Annotated in this window: 19 protein-coding genes; 15 read left to right on the forward strand and 4 right to left on the reverse strand. The window is 37.9% G+C overall.

Features of this window, described 5'->3' with window-relative positions:
• Positions 1-7 precede the first annotated feature (7 nt).
• From LQU94_RS01470 to LQU94_RS01505, 8 genes are all read left to right on the forward strand, one after another.
• Positions 8-1,141: a glycosyltransferase gene (locus LQU94_RS01470; RefSeq protein ID WP_230634555.1), complete on the forward strand. Its 1,134-nt coding sequence runs from the start codon at positions 8-10 to the stop codon at positions 1,139-1,141.
• A gap of 1 nt (position 1,142) precedes the next feature.
• Positions 1,143-1,628 carry a DUF4330 domain-containing protein gene (locus tag LQU94_RS01475; RefSeq protein WP_230634557.1) on the forward strand — a complete coding sequence of 162 codons (486 nt, stop codon included), beginning with the start codon at positions 1,143-1,145 and terminating at the stop codon, positions 1,626-1,628.
• Between the two features lie 3 nt (positions 1,629-1,631).
• Positions 1,632-2,189 (forward strand): hypothetical protein, encoded by a 558-nt coding sequence (locus tag LQU94_RS01480; protein WP_230634559.1) that lies wholly within the window; start codon positions 1,632-1,634, stop codon positions 2,187-2,189.
• Positions 2,177-3,538, forward strand: a complete 1,362-nt coding sequence (locus LQU94_RS01485) for an O-antigen ligase (protein WP_230634561.1) — start codon at positions 2,177-2,179, stop codon at positions 3,536-3,538. Before LQU94_RS01480 ends, LQU94_RS01485 begins: the two co-directional genes overlap by 13 nt.
• A gap of 7 nt (positions 3,539-3,545) precedes the next feature.
• Complete coding sequence (gene csaB / locus LQU94_RS01490) at positions 3,546-4,646, forward strand: polysaccharide pyruvyl transferase CsaB (protein ID WP_230634563.1); 1,101 nt, start codon at positions 3,546-3,548, stop codon at positions 4,644-4,646.
• On the forward strand, positions 4,621-5,436 hold the full coding sequence (locus LQU94_RS01495; protein WP_230634565.1) for a WecB/TagA/CpsF family glycosyltransferase: 816 nt from the start codon (positions 4,621-4,623) through the stop codon (positions 5,434-5,436). Before csaB ends, LQU94_RS01495 begins: the two co-directional genes overlap by 26 nt.
• Positions 5,429-7,411 (forward strand): transketolase, encoded by a 1,983-nt coding sequence (gene tkt, locus LQU94_RS01500; RefSeq protein WP_230634567.1) that lies wholly within the window; start codon positions 5,429-5,431, stop codon positions 7,409-7,411. The genes LQU94_RS01495 and tkt overlap by 8 nt, the downstream gene beginning before the upstream one ends.
• Positions 7,412-7,511: 100 nt before the next feature.
• The gene (locus LQU94_RS01505; protein WP_230634569.1) at positions 7,512-7,874 is read left to right on the forward strand and encodes an FMN-binding protein; all 363 of its coding nucleotides are present in this window, start codon (positions 7,512-7,514) and stop codon (positions 7,872-7,874) included.
• Positions 7,875-7,961: 87 nt separating this feature from the next.
• Here the strand turns inward: LQU94_RS01505 and LQU94_RS01510 are convergent, their stop codons facing one another.
• Genes LQU94_RS01510 through LQU94_RS01520 form a run of 3 tightly spaced genes read right to left on the reverse strand, consistent with a single transcriptional unit; the run spans position 7,962 to position 11,619 of the window.
• On the reverse strand, positions 7,962-9,296 hold the full coding sequence (locus tag LQU94_RS01510) for an ABC transporter permease (RefSeq protein ID WP_230634571.1): 1,335 nt from the start codon (positions 9,294-9,296) through the stop codon (positions 7,962-7,964).
• Entirely contained in the window at positions 9,293-10,912 is a 1,620-nt protein-coding gene (locus LQU94_RS01515; protein ID WP_230634573.1) for a COG1361 S-layer family protein, read from the reverse strand. The genes LQU94_RS01510 and LQU94_RS01515 overlap by 4 nt, the downstream gene beginning before the upstream one ends.
• Positions 10,909-11,619, reverse strand: a complete 711-nt coding sequence (locus LQU94_RS01520) for an ABC transporter ATP-binding protein (protein WP_230634575.1) — start codon at positions 11,617-11,619, stop codon at positions 10,909-10,911. The genes LQU94_RS01515 and LQU94_RS01520 overlap by 4 nt, the downstream gene beginning before the upstream one ends.
• Positions 11,620-11,745: 126 nt before the next feature.
• Between LQU94_RS01520 and larB the strand changes: the two genes are divergently transcribed.
• Entirely contained in the window at positions 11,746-12,501 is a 756-nt protein-coding gene (gene larB, locus LQU94_RS01525) for a nickel pincer cofactor biosynthesis protein LarB (protein ID WP_230634577.1), read from the forward strand.
• Here larB and LQU94_RS01530 read toward each other — a convergent pair.
• Entirely contained in the window at positions 12,475-13,053 is a 579-nt protein-coding gene (locus LQU94_RS01530; RefSeq protein WP_230634579.1) for a 5-formyltetrahydrofolate cyclo-ligase, read from the reverse strand. The genes larB and LQU94_RS01530 overlap by 27 nt on opposite strands.
• Positions 13,054-13,144: 91 nt before the next feature.
• Between LQU94_RS01530 and ftsE the strand changes: the two genes are divergently transcribed.
• The 6 genes from ftsE to uvrA are packed head-to-tail and all read left to right on the forward strand — an operon-like array spanning position 13,145 to position 22,122.
• Entirely contained in the window at positions 13,145-13,840 is a 696-nt protein-coding gene (ftsE, locus tag LQU94_RS01535) for a cell division ATP-binding protein FtsE (RefSeq protein ID WP_230634581.1), read from the forward strand.
• Positions 13,815-14,720 carry a permease-like cell division protein FtsX gene (gene ftsX, locus LQU94_RS01540; protein WP_230634583.1) on the forward strand — a complete coding sequence of 302 codons (906 nt, stop codon included), beginning with the start codon at positions 13,815-13,817 and terminating at the stop codon, positions 14,718-14,720. Before ftsE ends, ftsX begins: the two co-directional genes overlap by 26 nt.
• Positions 14,721-14,739: 19 nt before the next feature.
• Entirely contained in the window at positions 14,740-16,035 is a 1,296-nt protein-coding gene (locus LQU94_RS01545; RefSeq protein ID WP_230634585.1) for a murein hydrolase activator EnvC, read from the forward strand.
• Between the two features lie 58 nt (positions 16,036-16,093).
• Positions 16,094-17,260, forward strand: a complete 1,167-nt coding sequence (locus LQU94_RS01550) for a S41 family peptidase (RefSeq protein WP_230634587.1) — start codon at positions 16,094-16,096, stop codon at positions 17,258-17,260.
• Between the two features lie 46 nt (positions 17,261-17,306).
• A complete protein-coding gene (gene uvrB, locus LQU94_RS01555; protein WP_230634589.1) occupies positions 17,307-19,301 on the forward strand; it encodes an excinuclease ABC subunit UvrB in 1,995 nt (664 codons plus the stop codon).
• Positions 19,294-22,122 carry an excinuclease ABC subunit UvrA gene (gene uvrA / locus LQU94_RS01560; protein WP_230634591.1) on the forward strand — a complete coding sequence of 943 codons (2,829 nt, stop codon included), beginning with the start codon at positions 19,294-19,296 and terminating at the stop codon, positions 22,120-22,122. The genes uvrB and uvrA overlap by 8 nt, the downstream gene beginning before the upstream one ends.
• Positions 22,123-22,482: the final 360 nt, after the last annotated feature.

Raw genomic sequence — 22,482 nt, forward strand, 5'->3', positions numbered from 1 at the left:
AGTATCCATGATAAAAGTACTTCATTTAATCAGTGGAGGAGATAGCGGCGGTGCAAAAACCCATATTTTTTCCTTAATGAAAGGATTTCAAGGAAAAGCAAAGGCGAAAATTATTTGTTTTATCCATGAAGATTTCTATGATGAGGCAAAAGAGGCGGGAATTGATATAGAGCTAGTAGAACAAAAAAGTCGCTTTGATATGAAGGCGATGGATAGGGTAAAAAAAGAAATTCAAGAAGGGGATTATGATTTGATCCATTGCCATGGGGCAAGGGCTAATTTTAATGCTCTCTTTTTGCGTTCTTCCATAAATGTGCCAATGGTAACAACCCTTCATAGTGATTATCGATTGGATTTTAAGGACAGCTTTATTAAAGACAAAATTTTTACTCCATTGAATACATTCGCTTTGAAGCGCTTTTCTTATTATATAGCGATTACTCAGAAATTTAAGGAAATGCTGATTTCTCGTGGTTTTCCAAAAGAAAAAATCTATGTTGTTTACAATGGAATTGACATGGATAGTCGTCTTGGCACCATGGAACGAGAAAAATTTTTGGAGCGATTTGACTTAACAGAGCATAAAGACAAGACATTATTTGTTATGGCAGCACGATTGGACCAAGTAAAAGACCACCGAACTTTGGTTAAGGCCATTAATGAGAACAAAAAAAGTTTACAAGATTCTTTCTTTATTTTGGCTGGTTCTGGAATGGAAGAAGAGCATTTGAAAAGCTATATAAAGGAGCATGGGTTGGAAAACAACGTTCGACTCATTGGAGAGTTAAAGGATCCTGAGAATTTATTTGCGGCAGGAGATGTGAACCTTTTAACCTCAAAGAGCGAGTCCTTCCCTTATGCTTTAATGGAAGGGGCGCGAGAAAATCTTGCCTTTGTAGCTTCGAAAGTAGGAGGAATTCCTGAGATGGCAGGCAAGAATCAAGATTACCTGTTTGAACCAGGAAATGCCCAAGAATTGGGAGAAATTTTAGTTAGAATAAACAATCATCCAGAACAGCTGAAAGAACGAGGAGTAGCCTTGAATCAGTATGTTCGAGAGCATTTTTCGGCGGAATCTATGGCGAAAAAACATATTGAAATTTATGAAGATATTATAAAGAAAGATGGAGGAAAGAACTAGAATGCAGTTAATGGACAAAAAAGGGAAGCTATTTGGAATTGTAAATATTATTGATTTATTATTCGTTTTGATTCTAATTGTAGCAATTGTAGGAGGCATCACTCGCTTCAAAGATACATCCGTTGTAGCGGAATCTACAGGAAAAGGGAAAGTAACCATGATGGTTGCCGATGTACGCTCTCAAACCGTAGAAAACATCCGGGAAGGACAAGAGTTGTATCACTACGATAAAGGCGTTTACATGGGAAAAATTTCTAAAGTAGAAGTGACTCCTTACTTAGATAAAGTGGAAGGAAACGGAGAATGGATCCAAGCAGAAGTTCCTGATAAGTACACAATCTTTATTGAATTGGATGTAGATGTTACAGAAACAGATAAAAGCTATGTTGTTGGTGGAGAAGAAATTCGCGTAGGAGTAGAATATCGCGTGAAATCTAAAACAAGTGCCTTTACGGGGGTTGTTGTAGGTATCAATGTAGAGGAGTAATATATGCTTGAATCTAGTATTGTAATACGTGCTGGATTATGGATATTGCTTGTGTTAAATGGCTGGTATGAAGGAAGCTTCCTTCATAGGATATTCCAAGGAATCGGGAAAGGAATTTCTCGAGCTTTGGAAGGCTCAAAGTTAATACATGGAATTCTAAATTTAGACTATTACCTTAAAAATACAATCACATACAAACTGATTCGAGGAATTTTTCGATTGATAAATACTATAATCGTTTGGATACGAGATCGTTTGTCTAGGGTTATTTATGGATCTGCTTTATTCCAAACCTTAGATGCGGTAGGAAAGCTTTCTTCTGGCCTTTCAATTCTCGGATTATCTTTTTTAGGATTTGGATTTGGATTATTGGTAATTTTAGTAATTACAAAGCGAATTCAAGGGATGATCGGCTTAGTATTTATTTTGTTGGGAACCATAAGTTTCTTACTTAGTGAAAATGCCCGTGGGAAACTGAAATCCAGTTTATTGATTCGCTGTGTAGAATTTTTCGGAACGGTTTGTTTGAAAGATGAGGAGGCGGAATCATGGAAACAGTAAAATTTCGCGTAAATCCTCTATTGTTTTTTGTCCTAGGTCTTCTCTTGGCCTTGGTCGGATTTTATTTTCAAATTTCTTATGTGGCTTTGCTGTTTTTTGGAATCATAGCCATTGCTATTTGCTATGACTATCCCATTGTAGGAGTATTGGGGATTTTGGGATCCTACACCTTATTGCCGGATATTTTGTCCATGATAGCCATTATTGGGATTTTTGGATTGAATCTATTTCGAAAAATAACGGCAAAGGAAAAAGTCTACCAAGTGCATTCCTATGAAACCATTGCTTACGTTTATTTTGTTTTAATGTGTATTGCAACCTTTACTTCTATAATGGTAATGGGAAGTTTTCGAGATTTAGCCATTCATACAGTAGGTATTTTGGCGATGACAACTATATTGGATTTAGGAAGAGAAAAGGAAAATTTCCACCGCATGGTAGTCATTCTTTCTTTTATGACAACTTTATTGGCTCTGTATGGAATTTATCAATATTTTGCTGGCGTGGAAATCTTAGACGAATGGGTAGACACTTCTACAAATAGTTTTATTAAGGCAAGAGTTTACTCTGTATTTGGGAATCCCAATATTTTTGCAGAAATTCTGGTTATGTTGTCTCCTTTAACAGTGGGACTGTTCTGGAGTACAAAAAGAGACGGGGTTAGACTTTTTTATCTAGGTTTATTTGCCGTACAAATTATAGCTTTATTTATGACGATGTCTAGAGGAGGGTGGATTTCTATAGCCTTTGGTGCCGTAGTATTTTTGTTCTTTGTAAAGAAACGACTACTGTTATTATCCATTCCCGCCGGAGTGGTCGGTTTATATTTATTACCTGCAAGTTTCTTATCTCGATTTATGACAATATTTAACTTGGCGGATTCTTCCACTTCCTATCGTTTCAAAATCTGGGAGGTGACAGGAGAGGTAATTCGGGATCACTTTCTTGTAGGAGTTGGTTTAGGGCATCAACCTTTCAAATACACTTTTGAAACCTATATTCGAACGATGCCAATTTTCCATGCTCACAATAGCTATATTGAAATTTTTGCGGAATTGGGAATCGTTGGATTTGTTTTGTTCGTTTTATTTATTGTAAGTATCTTTGCTTTATTGATTCAATATGGAATAAAAAGCGAAAATTCGTATCGTAGAATTATGGCAGCGGCTTTATTGGCAAGTTTTAGCGGAATGTTGCTCCATGGAATGTTTGAAAATATATTCTACATGATGAAAATTACGACCACTTTTTGGATTTTATTGGGACTAAGTTATACCTTGGTACAAAAAGAAAAGAGGGAAAGACAAGTGGCCTTGGAGAAGAGAAGAGAAACCTTAGATGGGAGGTGAGAGGATTATGACAAAGAAGATATTATTTAGTGGATACTATGGTTTTGACAATAGTGGAGATGATGCGATTTTACAGGCAATTATTCAAGAACTAAGAAAAGAAGAACCCGATCTATCCATTAATATCCTCTCATACAATCCGAGTCGTACAAAAAACATTTACGATGTTTCCGCGACTCAAAGATTTCATTTTTCTTCTGTTCGAGAAGCAGTAAAAGAATGTGATATTTTAATTAGCGGTGGTGGATCTTTGTTGCAAGACGTTACGAGCTCTCGCTCCCTATTTTATTATTTGAGCATTATTGCTTTGGCGAAACTATATAGAAAAAAAGTCTATGTTTATGCCAATGGGGTCGGGCCTATTAATGGAAAAATAAATCAAAAACTGACTTCTTTTATCCTAAATCGCGTAGATCAGATTACTCTAAGGGATTGGGATTCCATGGAAGTAGTGAAAAAAATAGGAGTAAAAAAGCCGCCAATAGAAGTAACATCAGACCCTGTTTATGCTTTAGATTCTGTGGACCAAGAGACCATTCTAAAAATTCTAAAGCGAGAAGGAATTCAACCAAACAAACAATATTTGGGAGTTTGCTTGCGCCAATGGAAAAAATCTCCCAATCTAGGGGAACAAATGGCCAAAGTTTTGGATAGAGTCTACGAAGAGTTGGGGGTAGAAATTTTATTTATTCCTCTGCACTATCCAGAAGATGTTGAATTTAGCGAATTGATTCAAGGGAAAATGCGCCATAGAAATTATACTCATGTTATTCGGAGAAATTATGGGACAAAAGAAATTAAGGGGATTATTGGACGTTGCCATGTTATATTGGCCATGCGTTTGCACTCTTTAATTTATGCTGTAACAGAAAATGTTCCCGCTGTCGGATTGGTATATGATCCAAAAGTAGAATCTCACCTAAAACAATTGGAAATTGATGCGTATGAATCTGTGGAGAACTTAGATACGGATAAATTGTTGAAGGATATTTTGGAAACGTATAGGGACAAGGCATTGTTGCGAAATCGAATTCGAAGAAAGCATGAAGAATTTATAGCCCTTACTAGGAGGAATGTAGAATATGTCTTTAAGCTCTTGGAAAAATAGAGAAAAAATACAAATTTTCAATACAAGGGTGGACAATGTAAGTTTTCAAGAAGCCAAGGAAATTTTACAAGAGTTTCTATTGGAAGAAAAACTCCACCGGATCTATACGCCCAATACAGAAATTGTAATGGAAGCCAAAAAAGATCCTCGTTTATCTCAAATCGTAAATTCAGCGGATTTGGTTGTAGCAGATGGAATTGGTTTGGTCATTGGATCCAAATTAAGAAATCATCCCCTAAAAGAACGAGTGACAGGATATGATTTATCCATGTACTTGCTGGAATATGCACAAAAGCAAGATGTTTCTGTGTTTTTATTAGGGGCCGCTCCTGGCGTGGGAGAAATGGCGAAAAAAAATCTTAGAGAATTGTATCCAAAGTTAACGATTGCAGGAACGCAGAACGGATACTTTAAGGGAACTCATACTGGATTTGAAAATAGTGAAGAAGAAGCGGCCATTGTTGAAAAAATCAACGAATCAGGAGCAGAGATTCTATTTGTTGGATTGGGATTTCCCAAGCAAGAACTGTGGATTGAAGCCAATAAAGAAAATTTACGAAATGTGCGTGTAGTTATAGGAAATGGTGGGGTAATTGATATTTTAGGAGGCGTAAACAAACGAGCTCCTCAAATATTTATTGATTGGAACTTGGAATGGTTTTATCGTCTAATTACGAATCCATCAAGAATTAAGCGACAAATGGCGATACCAAAATTTTTACTAAAAATCATGCAAGACAAAAATTCTGTGTTAGAAGTAAAAAAGGAAACAGGAGGGAATAATGAGTAGAGAACATTTAGCAGTAAATACCTTACGTGTATTGTCCATCGATCAGGTGGACAGCGCCAATAGTGGTCATCCCGGATTGCCTTTGGGAGCAAGTCCTATGGCGTGGGAACTTTGGGCCAACCATATGAATTTTAATCCCAAACAACCAAATTGGATCAATCGGGATCGTTTTATTTTAAGTGCAGGACATGGCTCTAGTTTGCTTTATTCTCTTTTGCATGTTTTTGGATATGGAGTATCGAAAGGAGATTTGAAGAATTTCCGTCAGTTGAACAGCTTAACTCCAGGCCATCCAGAGTATGGACATACAGTAGGCGTTGAAACGACAACCGGTCCATTGGGGGCAGGTATTTCCACAGCCGTTGGTTTTGCCATGGCAGAAAGTAAATTGGCAGAAAAATACAATAAAGACGACGCAAAATTAATCGATCATTATACTTACGTCCTAGTAGGCGATGGCGATTTAATGGAAGGTGTTAGCAACGAAGCCTCCTCTTTGGCAGGTACTTTGGAATTGGGAAAAATGATTGTATTGTATGATTCCAATAATATTACCATTGAAGGAGATACAGATCTTGCCTTCCGTGAAAACGTAGGGGCTCGTTATGAAGCTTTGGATTGGCATGTATTAACGGTAGAAGATGGAACCAATTTGGAAGAAATTGGAAAAGCCATTGAAGAAGCCAAGAAAGAAACAAAAAAACCAAGTTTGATTGAAATCAAAACAAAAATCGGTTATGGTTCTCCTTTAGAAGGTTCTGCCTCTGTACATGGATCTCCATTGGGCGTAGAAAAATCCGATGAAACTCGTAAAAAATTAGAATATCCAACATTGGAACCTTTTGAAATCCATAAGGATGTGCAAGATTTAGTAGCCGAAAAAATCCAAGAAAAAGACAAAGAATACGAAAAATGGTTAGCACTGGAAGAGTCCTATAAAGAAAAATATCCAGAAGTCTATAAACAATTTTTAGAAGACATTGGAGAAGAAGAAAAAGATTTGAGCTTTTTGGATTCAGAAGAATTTTGGACTCCCGTGGAAAAAGATATGGCTACACGAGAAAGCTCTCATGTTGTTTTGCAAAGGGTAGCCAAAGGAATGGGCAATTTATTTGGCGGTAGTGCTGATTTGGCACCATCCAATAAATCGGACATGAAAGAAATGGGTCAATTCTCAGCAAAAGATCGAAGTGGCGCAAATATTAATTTTGGCGTTAGAGAACACGCCATGGGCGCTATTGTAAACGGGATTTATTTACACGGAGGGTTCCGTTCTTATGGAGCAACCTTCTTAATTTTCAGCGACTATATGAAACCACAAATTCGTCTAAGTGCATTGATGAATTTACCAGTAACTTTTATTTTCACACACGATAGCATTGGGGTAGGAGAAGACGGACCGACCCATCAACCAATTGAACAATTGACGATGTTACGTTCCATTCCAAATTTAATTACCTATCGTCCAGCGGATAGCACAGAAGTTGCAGCCGGATGGTATGTAAGTATGCAATCCAAATCGACTCCGGTTGCTTTGGCATTATCTCGTCAAAAATTATCAGAACTTGAAAATACATCAAAAGAAGCCGTGCGTGGTGGATATATTGTAGGAAAAGAATGCAAAGAATCCATTGATTGCATTCTTATGGCTTCTGGTTCTGAAGTTTCCATAGCCATGGAATTAAAAGAAGAATGGGAAAAAGAAGGAAAATCCATTCGTGTTGTATCTATGCCATCTATGGAATTGTTTGAAGCCCAGTCAAAAGCATATAGAGAAATGGTATTGCCATGTGATGTAAGAAAAAGAATTTCTATGGAAGCGGGATCTACTTTATCATGGAATCGTTACATTGGTTTAGATGGAATCGCTATTGGAATCGATGAGTTTGGAGCTTGTGGCCCTGGTAGTGAAGTGTTTGATCACTTTGGATTAACAGTAGAAAAAATTAAAAAGCACGTAAAAGATTACATTTAATTTATAATAGAGTTTTCGGAAAGCTTTATAAAATAAAATTTTCGGGTATAGATAAGAAGAACGAAAATAGAATGAAGAACGGAGACTTTAGGAGGAAATAATGAAAAAATTGTATTCTTTGGCCTCAACGGCTTTATTAGCAGCCACTTTGGTTGGTTGTGCAGGCGGTGGAGCATCTTATACAGACGGTACTTATACAGGAGAAGCAGCGGGATATGATCCAGCAAATCCTATTAAAGTAGAAGTGACTGTTACGGATGGAAAAATGTCTGATATCCAAGTGTTAAGCCATGGAGAATCTGTAGATAAAATTCCAGCAACACAAGAAGCTTTGGATACTTTGCCAGGCGCAATTGTAGAAAAAGGATCTACGGACATTGATGGTTTAAGTGGAGCAACTATGACTTCAAACGGAATCAAAGGAGCGGTAGATAACGCTTTAGAACAAGCAACAGCAGAATAATAAAAAGCCTCTCTTAAGAGAGGCTTTTTTAAGGGAAATAAAATAAGCTTAGAACTTGTGGAAAATCCAGAGTTCTAAGCTTATTTTTTATTCTGTACGAATGGCATCAAGAGCCGATAAATTCATAGCTCGTCGAGCAGGGAAGTAGCCAGCTAAAATTCCAACAAAAGTGGAAAACAAAAGGGCTACAATAATTAGCCAAAGAGGAATAATAGAAACGGCAGAAGCCATTTCATCCCCTGTCATGCTACTCATAAATCGAGCTCCAATGAAATTAAATAAGGTGCTCAATAGGAGACTAAAAAGAATACCAATGGCTCCTCCCATTAAACCAATTAAACCAGCCTCCACTAAAAAGAGTCGCTGAATATCTTGAATGGAAGCACCAATAACTTTCATAACACCAATTTCCCTTGTTCGTTCATAAATGGACATAATCATAGTATTGGTAATTCCAATGGCTGCAACAATAAAAGAAATAGCTCCAATGCCGGCAAATATGGCAGAAATAGCATTCATAACTTGATTCATGCTATCCAAAATAGAAAACAAACCTTGGGCACTAAATCCCATGTTTTTGATTTCTTGTTCCACATCTCGAACATTTTCAATATCATCCACTTTTACTTTTATGGTCTCGTATTCTGTGGATTTGGGTATTTCTAAATCCAACTGTTTCAGCAAATTTTTATAGGATTCAATACTCATATAGGCGCCGTAATCTACGGTATAATCCTTCTTTTCTTTTAGAACCCCAACAATCTTTATTTCCGCTTTTTTTGCCTCCGCAGTGCTTTCAAGATTGGACCCCATTCCAGGGAACATAGCTGCTCCGCCAGATTGAGAGATTTCCATTTTTACTCCATTGGCTTCAAATGGAGGCGGCGGGTCTATAATATTTCCCTCTTCATCAAAGTAGCCTTCTGTTGTGCTGTTTGGGTCGTAAAAGCCTGATACAGCTTGGCTTCCCAGAACCATTTCAATTTGAGAAGAGTTAGAAATTCCGTGGCCTTTTTCCATCTCCCATTGAAAACTATCAAAGGCTTCTGGCTCGATGGCCGTAACAGAAACATAATCATTCTGAAAATTCCGAAATTTCATTTCAAAAGTAGAAGTATAGACGGGAGAGGCAGCGGCAACATGGGGAATATTTTTTATATCCAACAAAGCGCGAGCATTTAATTTTTTGTCCGAAGGCTCTGGATTTTGGCTAAACATATCGTCTTTTCGAACATCCAAACTGGTCATATCGCCCATAGATTGAATCATTTGTTCATTTTGAGATTTTATCCCTAAGCCAAAACTAATCATTACAATAATAGCCGTTGTTCCAATCATTACGCCTAAAAGCGTAAGAGACGTTCTAAGTTTTCGCACCGCCAGATTTCGTATTGCCATGGAAAATAAATCGGTTAAACTCATGATATTTTCAAGTCCTCTTCGTCATTTTTTTTGTTTTTTCGTTTTTTCCATAGGAAGAAGGCAAGGGCTGCGATTACTAAGAAGAAACCAGAAAGGCCAATAATCATAGGAAGATTGGAACCGTTATCTTCGGACATTTCTTCTTCAGTCACGGGCGCCTCTTCCTCTACATTTACACTAAAAGGCTGAATAACTTCTTGTGTTTTTCCCGTAGGATCGTCATAGGTAATTATGATTTCTCCCGTTTGTTCCCCTGATTTTTCGGGGGTTAGATTTACGTTATAGGTTTCAGAGGCTCCTGCTTGAATCGTACCTGCATAATAAGTAGAAGTATCTGGAGTAAAATTCCCTCGAACTTTAACCATGACGTTTCCTAAATTACTGCGCCCAGTATTAATAAATTCTAAACTTACAGGAATGGGCACGCCAACAGCTGCACCAGCGGTATCAATAGTGAAGTTTCCCAATTGAATCTCAGATTTTTGCACGACAGGAATCCCAATGATTTCAGAAGAAGTATAGGGGTTTCCTTCTTTGTCTTCGTATTCAAAATTGGCCGTAATGGAATAGGTTTTGGCAACCGAATCAGGCGCTGTAGTCAACGTGAGTTCCTTGCTTGCATATTTTCTAGGAGCAATGGATTCAACATGGAAGGTATTGGAACTACCTACCGGAGTAAAAGCAGAAGCTCCGCCTCCGCCTCCCCCTGAAAGGGCAGATTGCATAGGATTTTCACTATTGCCCGTAGAAACAGGAACACTTTCTGCCGCGTCCGCCGTTAAGGAAACACGAATGTTGCGTACCGATTTATCTCGATTTGTGTTGAATAAATTTAATTTTAGAGTAAATGGGACTCCCGATTGAACCGTTTCTGGATCGGTTTCATAGCTTTCAATCATAATCTTAGGAGTATTGGCCCCTAAAGAGGTAGAACTTCCTCCACCACCAGAAGGAGTAATCGGAAGACTCCCTCCGCCACCAGAAGGGATAGAGCCTGATAAATCTCCCATAGAAGGAGCTGGGGAAGAAGGGATATTTATAGAGGAATCACTTGCCTCAGGGTTTCCATCGTTTCCTCCAGGGAGAGGAATCATATCTCCAATATTTCCCGTAATCTGCTGTCCTCCATTTTCAACTTTCACAGTGACCGTTTGCATGGATTCTTGCATTTTTCCTGTAGATTCATCTATGTAGGCTAAATATAGTACAATAGGATAATTTTTATTTTGTGCGTTATTAGTAATTTTGAAATCAAATAAATAGGATTCCTTTTGTTCTGGTGCAAAATACTTGCTATTCACTTGGCTAACAGACTTTGGAACCAAACCTTGCAAATCTTGGCTAATGGCTTTAATGACAACATTTTTAGCTCCCACACTGCTGCTATTATAAATACTAAAACCAATGCGTAAATTGGAGTCAAGACCCATACTATCTGGAAACGTAATATCTGTAAAATCCAAATTGGAAGTAGGGGCTTGAGAGGTAGATAACTTAGGTAGAGGACTGTCTTTTATATCTTCCAAAGAAGGCAAATTCTCCATGCTTTCTGCATGGGAAATCTGGGGTATAAATAATAGTAGGGAAGCCATCCCTAAAGCGAGTGTTTTTTTCATAAAATATCCTTTCTATTGCCTACATTTTCATCTCGAATGATTTTGCCATCTCGCATTTCAATAATCCGATCGGCATAATCTGCTGTTTCTAAATCATGGGTAACGATAATAAGGGTTTGTTTGTGAGTATTTGCCATTTCCTTCATTAGTTCCATTACTTCAATGGAAGTTTTTGTATCTAAATTTCCCGTAGGTTCATCGGCAAAAAGAATAGGCGGAGCATCTACAAATGCACGAGCGATGGAGACCCTTTGTTGTTGTCCACCACTCATTTCCTTTGGACGATGATTCATTCGATCTCCTAAACCAACTTTATTCAAAATATCCTTGGCGGCTTCCTCACGTTCTTTTTTGGGAATTCCCTTGAAAGTTAAGCCCAGACAGACATTTTCCAAAGCGGAGAGGGTAGGAATTAAATTGTAAGATTGAAACACAAATCCAACATTGTATTGGCGAAATTTTGTGAGTTCTTGTTCACTTAATTTTTCCAAGTGCAAACGACCGTCAATAACAATTTGGCCAGAAGAGGGACGATCCAATCCTGCCATAACATTTAATAAAGTACTCTTTCCAGAACCAGAGGTTCCAAGGAGACACAATGTTTCATAACGATAAACATCAAGACTAATATCTCGGAGGGCATAGACTTTTTCCTCTCCCATGTGATAGACTCGAATGAGATTTTCTATATGTATAAACGGGGTCAAACAATCACATCCTTTTGTTGAAATTATATCATAATAAAAATAAGAATAGATACCAATTGAAACGATAAAATAAAAGTTAGATGGAATTTAGAAATTGAAACTTTTTCTATAATATTAGGAGAAAACATGGAAAATAGAGAAATACTACATTTAGTACAAGAAGGTAAACTTAGTGTGGAAGAAGCTTTAGAAGAATTGAACGAAAATTCTTACGAAAATTTAGGCTATGCGAAGCTGGATTTTCATAGAAAGAAAAGAAAGGGATTTGGAGAGGTTATTTTTTGCAAAGGAAAAAGCAAAGAAGAACTTCTAGGAATTTATAAAGCTTTTCAAGAGAAAAAATGCAACGTTTTAGGAACGCAAGCATCCAAGGAACAATATGATTTTCTAAAAGAAGAGATTCAAAACTTAGAATACAATGAAAGAAGCAAAGTCCTTAAAAGTGTAACGACATCTGTAGAAAAAAAGGGATGTGTCGTTATTGCAACAGGGGGGACCTCTGATATTCCCGTTGCCGAGGAATGCGCTGAGACGGCAGAATTTCTCGGAAGTCATGTGATTCGTTTATACGATGTAGGCGTAGCGGGAATTCATCGTCTATTGGACAATTTAGAGATATTGAAAAAAGCCAATGTCATAGTGGCAGTGGCTGGAATGGAAGGGGCGTTGGCATCTGTAATTGGAGGTTTGGTCTCTGTTCCTGTAATCGCCTTGCCGACTTCAGTAGGATATGGCTCTCATTTTGGAGGATTAACCCCTCTCTTGGGAATGTTGAATTCCTGTTCAGAGGGGGTTACAGTTGTCAATATAGACAATGGATTTGGCGCCGGGTATTCTGCCGCTCAAATCAATCAATTAATCCTCAGAGGAGGAAAAGAGTAAATATTCTTCTTCGCTTAAAAATCCGTGAAGAGGAACATCGTAAGAATTTTTCGGAACGTCTTTGGTTAATTGTATATGAAATCCAATCCCCAAGGTTTTAGCTTGGGGATATTTTTTTAGGAAACGATCATAAAATCCTCCTCCATATCCAACTCGATATCCATCCATAGAAAAGGCAAGACCCGGAACCAGAATCAAGTCAAAATCTTCCACAGTTCTTGAAGCTATTTTCCCCTTTGGGATTTGACGAAGTCCCCAAAATCCATCTTCCAATTCTTGGGAATTGAAAATTTCTGTGGCAACCATATGAGGATTTCCTTTTTCTACAAAGGGAACAGAAACTCTTTTTCCGTCAGATAACAGGGATGGGATCCATGTTTCTGTGTCCACTTCCTCCTCTATACCTACAAAAACAAAAATATGACGACTATTTTTATAAATAGAGAGTTTTTTTAATTTTTTCAAAATCTCTTGAGAGGCAAAGATACGGGCGTTTTCTCCCAACTTTTTTCTTTTTTCTTTGTAAATATTACGGAATTGTTTCTTTTCCATGAAATCCTCCTCTGTCTCTTTAATTATTTTGTAACTTATATTATAATATACTATGATTTTAGTGGAAAGCGAAACGTCAAGAGGTGATAAATTGATAGAATTTCGTAATGTTTATAAAGAGTATCGAAATGGCGTTCAAGCTTTGGTTGATATAAATTTAGAAATCCCACAAGGGGAGTTCGTTTTTTTTGTCGGCGCGTCTGGTGCGGGAAAGAGCACAATGGTTAAACTGTTGATGCGAGAAGAGAATGTAACCAAGGGAAAAATTCTTTTGAATGAAAAAGACATTTGTCAAATTCCCAATTGGAGAATTCCCAAACTTCGCCGAAATATAGGAGTGGTTTTCCAAGACTATCGGTTGTTACAAAAAAAGACCGTATATGAAAATGTAGCCTATGCAATGGAAATCATCGGGGAAAGTAGAAGTGAAATTCGCAAACGTGTACCCCATGTATTGGAATTGGTTGGATTGGAAAACAAATCTTCTCGATATCCTTCAGAGTTATCTGGTGGAGAAGGACAAAGATTATCCATAGCAAGAGCCATCGTAAACAACCCTCCTGTATTGGTGTGTGATGAGCCAACGGGAAATTTAGATTTTGATACAGCGATGACAGTAATGGAAACGTTGAAACGAATCAATGAAGATGGGGCCACTGTAATTATGGCGACCCATGCAACGAACATTGTAGAAATTATGAATAAGCGTGTAGTGCGTTTGGAAGAAGGACGCATTGTAGAAGATACAAAAGGAGGAGAAGATGAGATTTTTACGTCAACTCCTTAGTAATATGAAAGAGGCCTTCCAAGGGATTGTAAGAAACAAGGGAATGGGTTTACTTTCTGTTATATCCATTAGTGCGGTTCTTGTATTATTTGGAGTAGTACTATTACTTATTGTGAATATGAGTGGCGTTATTAATGAAGCAGCTGGTAAAGCAGATAGCGTCGTGGTGTACTTATTAGAAGGTGCAACGGATGAGCAAATGCAAGGAATTATTGACAAAGCAGAAAGTACAGGATATGTAGAGGATGTTACCTTTACCTCAAAGGACCAAGCTTTGGAGGAGTTCCAAGAGCAATTAAATATGAGTGGAAATGAATATTTAATTGAAGGATTGGACAAAAATCCTTTGCCATCTAGTATAACCTTAAAACTATCTTCCTTAGATAAGGCGGAAACCGTAGCCAATCAAGTACAAGGTATGCCAGGAGTGGAAAAAGCATCTTATTTGGATGATTTGGTAGAAAAAATCATTCAGATGACAGAGTGGGTTCAAATTCTTGGAATTATTGTAGTGGCGATTTTGTTGGTGATTGCTATTGTATTGATTCACAATACAATCAAAGCCACTTTATCCAATCGGGAAGAGCAGATTCATATTATGAAATATATCGGAGCATCCAATGGCTATATTCGTCGCCCTCTATTGATGGAGGGAATGATTTTTGGGGTAATTGCAAGTATTATTGCCTTGGTCATTGTATATTTCGGCTATGATTACATTTTTAGTGCAGTAGAAGAGAGATTAAGAGTATCCTTTGGCATGCAATTGATTCCAGCTAAGAATATCTTATTTGATTTGGGAGTTATTTTCGCAAGCATTGGAGTAGGAGTGGGGCTATTGGGAAGTTCGCTTTCCATTAAACGTTTCTTAAACGTCTAGTTCCGAAGGAGGCAAAAGTTTGAACTTTAGATCTGGTGGTAAAATTTCTTTGGCAATGGCAATTTTGATGTTGTCTTCCCAACCTGTATTGGCTGGTAGTTTGGCGGATCAAAAGAAATCTGCTGAAGCAGAGAAAAATAAGATTGAATCCAATATGTCTACAACACAAAGTAAGGTGAATCAGACAAAAAATAATGTAAGCTCTGTTCAAGCAGAAATCCAAGCATTGGATTCTCAAATTAACGCAGCTAGTTATGAATTGGAACAATTGAATAATGAAATCGGAATTTTACAAGGTGAAATTGCAAAAACAAGAGAAGAATTAGAAATTGCCAAAGCAGAATTAGAAAAAAATAAGGAATTATTTGCTAAGCGTCTTCGAGTTATGTATATGGCCAATGATACGGGGTACCTTGGTGTGATTCTAAATTCGAACGGTGTGGAAGAATTGATTGGGAATGCAAAAATGATTACAAGCATTGCCGACCAAGACCGTGAATTGGTAGATACAATTAAGAAACAAGTAAAAGAGATTGAAGAAAAACAAGCTCTTTTGGAAAAACAAGAAGCAGAATTAAGAAGCAAACAAGCTACAGTAGAATCGAAAAAAGCCAATTTGGAAGCAGCCAATGCAAAAAAAATGAGCTATATGGATAGCTTAATTGGCGATTTGACTGCTTATGAAGCGGAATACAACGAAATGTTGAATCAATCGGCTCAATTGGAATCAAAAATTGTAAGCTTACAAAACCAAATGGATGAGCAAGCTCGAAAAGAAGCGGAAGCCGCTAGACGTGCGGCAGAAGAAGCTCGTCGTCAAGCCGAAGCAACAAAACAAAAATCGCAAAGTACGGCAGCTCGTTCTTCAGCAGCTTCTTCCTCATCAGCAGTAGTCAATGCAGCGGCAGAACCAATTCGAAGAGAAGTTTCTGGGTCTATGTATTGGCCTGTACCAGGAAATAGCAGAATTAGTTCTCCTTATGGATACAGAATCCATCCTGTATTGAAATACAAAAAAATGCATACGGGAATTGATATTCCAGCCAGCTCAGGAACACCAATTGTGGCAGCAAAAGGTGGCGTTGTAATTGCCTCTTCTTTCATGAGTGGATATGGAAATTGTGTAATGGTTGACCATGGAGGAATGGTAACAGTATATGCTCACTGCTCTTCAAGAGCGGTATCTGTAGGCCAAAGAGTAAGTGGTGGCCAAACCATTGCCTATGTAGGATCTACTGGTATGAGCACTGGTCCTCATTTGCATTTTGAAGTTCGTTTGAACGGAAAAACAACCAATCCAATGAACTATCTATAAAACATAATGTTAGGGATCTCTTCGGAGATCCTTATTTTAGATTATTTGAGAGGTATTTATGAAAAGAATAAAAACGATTGTTATAGTCCTCCTTCTTCTTTTGGTAACCAATTTTATTACAGCAAGTGCCATTTTGAAATTAACAGGTGGGAATATCCAGGAACAAGGGAAAATAAAATTATTAGAAAAATACATTCAAAAAAATTATTTACGAGAAGTGACAGAAGAAGATTTTTTTGAAGGTCAATTAAAGGGAACGGTAGAAGCCTTAGACGATCCCTATAGCCAATATTTTACTCCAGAAGAGATGCAACAATTTGTAGAAGTAACTTCAGGGAAATTTTATGGAATTGGCGTTCAAGTTGCCCCAGGAGAAGACAATTTAATCACGGTGATTGCTCCCATCAAAGGTTCTCCAGCAGATGAAGTGGGAATTAAAAGTGGCGATAAAATCATTTCTGTTAATGGAAAAGATTATATGGCAACAGATATGGAAGAAGCCATTAAACATATAAAAGGAGATAAAGGGACGAAGGTTACCTTGGGAATCCTTTCCAAAGAAAGTGCAACGGCAGAGGTGAAAGAAGTTGAAGTAGTTCGAGATGAAATAAAAATGGAATCCATTTTATCGGAAACATTAGAAGGAAATATTGGTTATATTGGCATTACCCAATTTGAAGAAGCCACTTCTGAAGATTTTATAAAAGCAGCTGAAAATTTGAGATCCAAAGGCGTGAAGGGAATTATTATTGATATGAGAGGAAACCCAGGTGGAATTTTAGATGAAGCCGTTGCGATTTCAGATTATTTGTTACCTGAGGTAGATATTGTGTCCGCTAAAAATCGAGCAGGGGAAGAAATTTTCCATGAAAAATCGGACAAAGAATATATGGATATTCCCCTTGTGGTGTTGGTAAATAAAGCCAGTGCTTCGGCCAGCGAAATTGTTAGTGCGGCATTACAAGACAACAAACGTGCCGTTTTAGTGGGAGAAACCACTTATGGGAAAGGAGTTGTACAAACCTTAATTCCATTAACAGGGGGAGCGGGTTTGAAGTTAACGACTAGTGAATATTTTACTCCCAATGGGGTAAACATTGACGGAAAAGGAATTGAGCCGGATTATGCAGTCGAATTGCCAAAAGACATTCAAGGAATCGGCATTACTCACTTGGATCAAGACGTGCAATTGCAAAAGGCATTGGAATTAATCAAAGAGAACTAAGAAAAAAGCGGTCTGTTACAGATCGCTTTTTGATACGAGGTGAAAAATGGATTTTAAGATACATTCAAATTTTAAGCCAACAGGGGACCAACCGGCCGCCATTGCCAAATTAAAAGAAGGAATATTGCGAGGGGATCGCCATCAGACTCTCTTAGGGGTTACAGGAAGTGGTAAAACTTTTACCATGGCCAATCTAATACAAGAAGTTCAGAAGCCAACTTTGGTCATTGCTCATAATAAAACGTTGGCCTATCAATTGGCCAGCGAGTTTCGTGAATTTTTTCCAGAAAATGCCGTAGAATATTTTGTAAGTTATTACGATTACTATCAGCCAGAAGCTTACGTCCCAGCAACAGATACATTTATCGATAAGGACAGTAGCATTAATGATGAAATTGATAAATTGCGACATTCAGCAACCATGGCTTTACACGAAAGAAGAGATGTAATTATTGTGGCCTCTGTGAGTTGTATTTATGGTTTGGGGGACCCGATTGATTACAAAAAATTGGTAGTAAGTTTGCGCCCGGGAATGTTAAAAGACCGGGATGAAGTTATGAGCCATTTGGTGGATATTCAATATGTAAGAAATGATATTGAATTTACTCGAGGAACTTTTCGAGTAAAGGGAGATACGCTTGAAATTTATCCAGCGGGAAGTTCTGAGAAAAGCATTCGTGTCGAATTTTTCGGAGATGAAATTGATCGAATTGCGGAAGTAGATGCTTTAACGGGGAAAGTGGAAAAGTATCGAAATCATGTGTCGATTTTTCCAGCTTCTCACTTTGCCACAACCCAAGACAAAGTGAATCGGGCCTTGGTTACCATAGAAGAGGAATTAAACGAACGTCTTTACACTTTGAAGGATCAAGAAAAGCTTTTGGAAGCACAACGTCTGGAACAAAGAACCAATTACGATTTAGAAATGCTATCCGAAATGGGATTTTGTAACGGAATCGAAAATTATTCTCGCCATTTAAGTGGTCGTCCCGCTGGATCTAGACCCTATACTTTAATTGACTATTTCCCAGATGATTTCCTTACGATTATAGATGAATCTCATGCGACCATTCCTCAAATCCGAGGGATGTTCAACGGAGATAGAGCAAGGAAACAAACCCTTGTAGATTATGGATTCCGCTTGCCTTCTGCTTTAGACAATCGTCCTCTACATTTCCAAGAATTTGAAGAGTTGATGAATCAAACGGTTTACGTTTCTGCGACGCCAGGACCTTATGAAGCAGAGCACGAAGATCAAAGAGTAGAACAGTTGATTCGTCCGACGGGGTTGATTGATCCTAAAATTGAGGTTGTGGAAACGAAGAATCAAATCGATCATTTATTGGCTCAAATAACGAAGACAACGGAAAAAGGCCAACGGACATTGGTAACCACTCTTACTAAGAAAATGGCGGAAGACTTGAGCAAATATTTCAAAGAGTTGGATTTGAAAGTAAGTTATTTGCATAGTGACGTAAAAACCATTGAGCGAATGGAAATCATTCGAGATCTTCGTCTTGGGAAATATGATGTTTTAATTGGAATCAACCTTTTAAGGGAAGGATTGGACATTCCAGAAGTTGGATTGGTTGCGATTTTAGATGCAGACAAAGAAGGATTTTTGCGTTCAGAAACGTCTTTGATTCAGACCGCAGGCCGTGCCGCAAGAAATAGCGACGGTAGAGTTATAATGTATGCCGATACGATTACAGGTTCTATGGACCGAACCATTAAAGAAACCAATCGTCGGCGAGAAATTCAAATGAAGTACAATGAAGATCACAATATTACACCGAAATCGATTGTAAAAAGCGTTCGAGATATTATCGAAAATTCAATTGCAGCAGAAGAAGAAGAAGAAACAGAATTCAAAGGAGAACACTTCTCTGCAGCGGATTTAGAAATTATGATGAAAAATTTGGAAACCGAAATGTTCAAATCGGCAGAAAATTTGGATTTCGAACGGGCGGCAGAAATACGGGATCAATTGTCTGCATTGAAAGTTCAATATGAAGAACTGAGAAAGGAAGAGAATGAATAAGAAGTATGATGAGAGCATCCGCATTGGAGGTGCTCGTCAACACAATTTGAAAAATATAGATGTGGAGATTCCTAGAGATGCCATGACGGTAATTACAGGACTGTCAGGATCAGGTAAGTCTTCTCTTGCCTTTGATACGATTTATGCGGAAGGACAAAGAAGATATGTGGAAAGTTTATCCAGTTATGCTCGCCAGTTTTTAGGGCAAATGGATAAACCGGATGTGGATTGTATTGAAGGAATGAGCCCGGCCATAGCCATTGATCAGAAAACAACTAGCAAAAATCCGCGTTCTACAGTGGGAACCGTAACGGAAATTTACGATTATATTCGTTTGCTATATGCTCGTATTGGACGTCCTCACTGTCCAATTTGTGGGGAAGAAATCGCGGCATTATCCCCAGATCAAATTGTAGATTCGATTTTACAACTGGAAGAAGGAACGCGTATGCAAGTGCTTTCGCCTATTGTAAAAGAAAAAAAGGGACAACACAAAAAGATTTTAGAAAATATAAAAAAAGAAGGATTTATCCGTGTTCAAGTAGACGGGGAATTAATGGATTTAGATGAAGAAATTGAATTGGATAAAAACAAACGACACGATATTTCTGTTGTGGTGGATCGTTTGATTTTACGTGAGGGAATTGAATCCAGATTAACCGATAGTTTGGAAACGGCTTTGAAAATGAGCAATGGAGTTGTGATTTTAGACACAATGGACGGGAATCAAAAAATGTATTCCACTAGCTATATGTGTCCAAAGCATCAATATTCCATTGAAGAAGTCTCTCCTCGTAGTTTTTCCTTTAATACGCCTATGGGAGCCTGCCCAACTTGTAATGGACTAGGGGCGAGTAAACAAGCGGATCCAGATTTAATTATCCCTAACTGGAATTTATCCATAGACGAAGGGGCGGTATCTTGCTATTCTGATTCAGATGGGACATTTTACAAAGAAATATTAAATACCTTAGCCAAAGAATTTGATTTTTCTACGGACAAACCTTTGAAGGAAGCGCCAAAGGAATTTATTGACGCCATGTTAAATGGGTATGAAAAACCGCTTCGTTTTGAATTCAAATCGTATTTTAGTGGAGATAAAATATACAATCGTGCCTTTGAAGGTGTTTTAGAAAATATCAACCGCCGGTATCGCGAAAGTTCTTCAGACCGAGCTATTGAGCGTTTGGAAGAATATATGTCCGAAATTCCATGTCCTACTTGTAAAGGGGCAAGACTAAAGGAATCGTCCCTTGCATTTAAGATTCAAGGATTAAATATTTATGAAACCACTTTATTGTCTGTTCTTGAAGCAAAGAAATTTTTCAAAGGGTTGGTTTTAACAGAAAAGGAAAAGACCATTGCCGAGCAAGTCTTAAAAGAAATAGTCGAGCGATTGAGTTTTTTAGAAGAAGTAGGGCTGGGATACTTGACTTTGGCTCGTATGGCTGGAAGTTTATCAGGAGGAGAATCCCAAAGGATTCGTTTGGCTACACAAATCGGGTCGGCTTTAGTAGGGGTAACCTACGTTTTGGATGAGCCTTCCATTGGTCTTCATCAAAAAGACAATGCCATGTTATTAAAAGCTTTGCGAAGCTTAACCGATATTGGAAACACCTTGATTGTTGTAGAACATGATGAAGACACTATGCGACAGGCAGATAATATTATTGATATTGGCCCTGGGGCCGGGCTTCAAGGAGGCCAAGTCATTGCTGAGGGAAGCATTAAAGAAATTATGGCCAATAAAAATTCTGTTACAGGGCAATATCTAAGTGGATCCAAAAAAATTGAAGTTCCTAAGGAACGAAGAAAATACACAGGGAAATCCATAGAAGTTATAGGAGCGCAAGAAAATAACTTAAAAAATATTGACGTAGAATTTCCTCTAGGACAATTCGTTTGCGTAACTGGCGTGTCAGGCTCAGGAAAATCTTCCTTAGTAAATCAGATTTTATTGAAATCCTTGGCTCAACAAGTGAATAAATCAAAAATTCGCCCAGGAAAACACAAATCCATAAAAGGATTGGAAGAAATTGATAAGATTGTTGCCATTGATCAAAGCCCCATTGGAAGAACTCCTCGTTCTAACCCGGCCACCTATACAGGAACCTTTGATATCATTCGAGATTTATTTGCCGCCACCAATGAAGCAAAAATGCGAGGATACAAAAAAGGACGGTTTTCTTTCAATGTAAAAGGAGGCCGTTGCGAAGCTTGTAAAGGCGACGGAATTATAAAAGTAGAAATGCATTTCTTGCCAGATGTGTATGTACCTTGTGAAGTTTGTAAAGGGGATCGTTACAATCGAGAAACTTTGCAAGTTCGCTACAAAGGGAAAAATATTTCTGACATTTTGAATATGACGGTAGATGAGTCTGTGGATTTTTTCAAAAATCATAGTCGAATCATCAATAAAATCAGAACGCTACAAGAAGTAGGTCTAGGCTATATCACTTTGGGACAACCTTCTACTCAACTATCAGGAGGGGAAGCCCAAAGAATTAAATTGGCTACAGAATTATCCAAGCGAAGTACGGGAAAAACCATGTATATTTTAGATGAGCCTACCACAGGTCTTCATGCGGCCGACATTCATAAATTGGTCATGGTATTGGAGCAATTGGTAGAGAAAGGAAATACCGTTGTCGTTATAGAACACAATTTAGACGTTATAAAAATGGCGGATCATATTATTGATTTAGGACCAGACGGAGGAGATGGGGGAGGCCAAGTGGTCTGCACCGGACGCCCTGAAGAAATTGTGAAAATTAAAAATAGCTATACAGGCCAGTTTTTGAAACCGGTATTAGAAAAATAAAAAGAGAGGCAAGACCTCTCTTTTTTAATGGAAAAGAAAGAAACTGGAAAGAAAAAGGAAAAATAACTGCACCTAGATGAAAAGAAACGTTTCTTTGGTGAAACGTTGTTTTTGCAAAATTCATTGAAATAGAGCGAAAAACGAATAGAAAAAATAAAACGATGTTTCTATTATGAAAATTTCAAATAAATCTTGCACATTATCTTTCATCGCGTTATAATAGCACAAATGAAAGTCGAAACGGGAAAGGAGGCCTTAATCTTGTTATGAAAATCAATACACACAAGAGCCATTGGAACAATGGCTATTTAACGAAAACAGCCAATCATTGTTCCAAATCCATGAGATTGTCCTTTTAAT

This window comes from Peptoniphilus sp. KCTC 25270 (assembly GCF_021012875.1).
Classification (GTDB): domain Bacteria; phylum Bacillota; class Clostridia; order Tissierellales; family Peptoniphilaceae; genus JAJMZJ01.

Coding starts and splice junctions, on each gene's coding strand:
- LQU94_RS01470 (WP_230634555.1), top strand. CDS start 8: ATGATAAAAGTACTTCATTTAATCAGTGGAGGAGATAGCGGCGGTGCA.
- LQU94_RS01475 (WP_230634557.1), top strand. CDS start 1,143: ATGCAGTTAATGGACAAAAAAGGGAAGCTATTTGGAATTGTAAATATT.
- LQU94_RS01480 (WP_230634559.1), top strand. CDS start 1,632: ATGCTTGAATCTAGTATTGTAATACGTGCTGGATTATGGATATTGCTT.
- LQU94_RS01485 (WP_230634561.1), top strand. CDS start 2,177: ATGGAAACAGTAAAATTTCGCGTAAATCCTCTATTGTTTTTTGTCCTA.
- csaB (WP_230634563.1), top strand. CDS start 3,546: ATGACAAAGAAGATATTATTTAGTGGATACTATGGTTTTGACAATAGT.
- LQU94_RS01495 (WP_230634565.1), top strand. CDS start 4,621: ATGTCTTTAAGCTCTTGGAAAAATAGAGAAAAAATACAAATTTTCAAT.
- tkt (WP_230634567.1), top strand. CDS start 5,429: ATGAGTAGAGAACATTTAGCAGTAAATACCTTACGTGTATTGTCCATC.
- LQU94_RS01505 (WP_230634569.1), top strand. CDS start 7,512: ATGAAAAAATTGTATTCTTTGGCCTCAACGGCTTTATTAGCAGCCACT.
- LQU94_RS01510 (WP_230634571.1), bottom strand. CDS start 9,296: ATGAGTTTAACCGATTTATTTTCCATGGCAATACGAAATCTGGCGGTG.
- LQU94_RS01515 (WP_230634573.1), bottom strand. CDS start 10,912: ATGAAAAAAACACTCGCTTTAGGGATGGCTTCCCTACTATTATTTATA.
- larB (WP_230634577.1), top strand. CDS start 11,746: ATGGAAAATAGAGAAATACTACATTTAGTACAAGAAGGTAAACTTAGT.
- LQU94_RS01530 (WP_230634579.1), bottom strand. CDS start 13,053: ATGGAAAAGAAACAATTCCGTAATATTTACAAAGAAAAAAGAAAAAAG.
- ftsX (WP_230634583.1), top strand. CDS start 13,815: ATGAGATTTTTACGTCAACTCCTTAGTAATATGAAAGAGGCCTTCCAA.
- LQU94_RS01550 (WP_230634587.1), top strand. CDS start 16,094: ATGAAAAGAATAAAAACGATTGTTATAGTCCTCCTTCTTCTTTTGGTA.
- uvrB (WP_230634589.1), top strand. CDS start 17,307: ATGGATTTTAAGATACATTCAAATTTTAAGCCAACAGGGGACCAACCG.
- uvrA (WP_230634591.1), top strand. CDS start 19,294: ATGAATAAGAAGTATGATGAGAGCATCCGCATTGGAGGTGCTCGTCAA.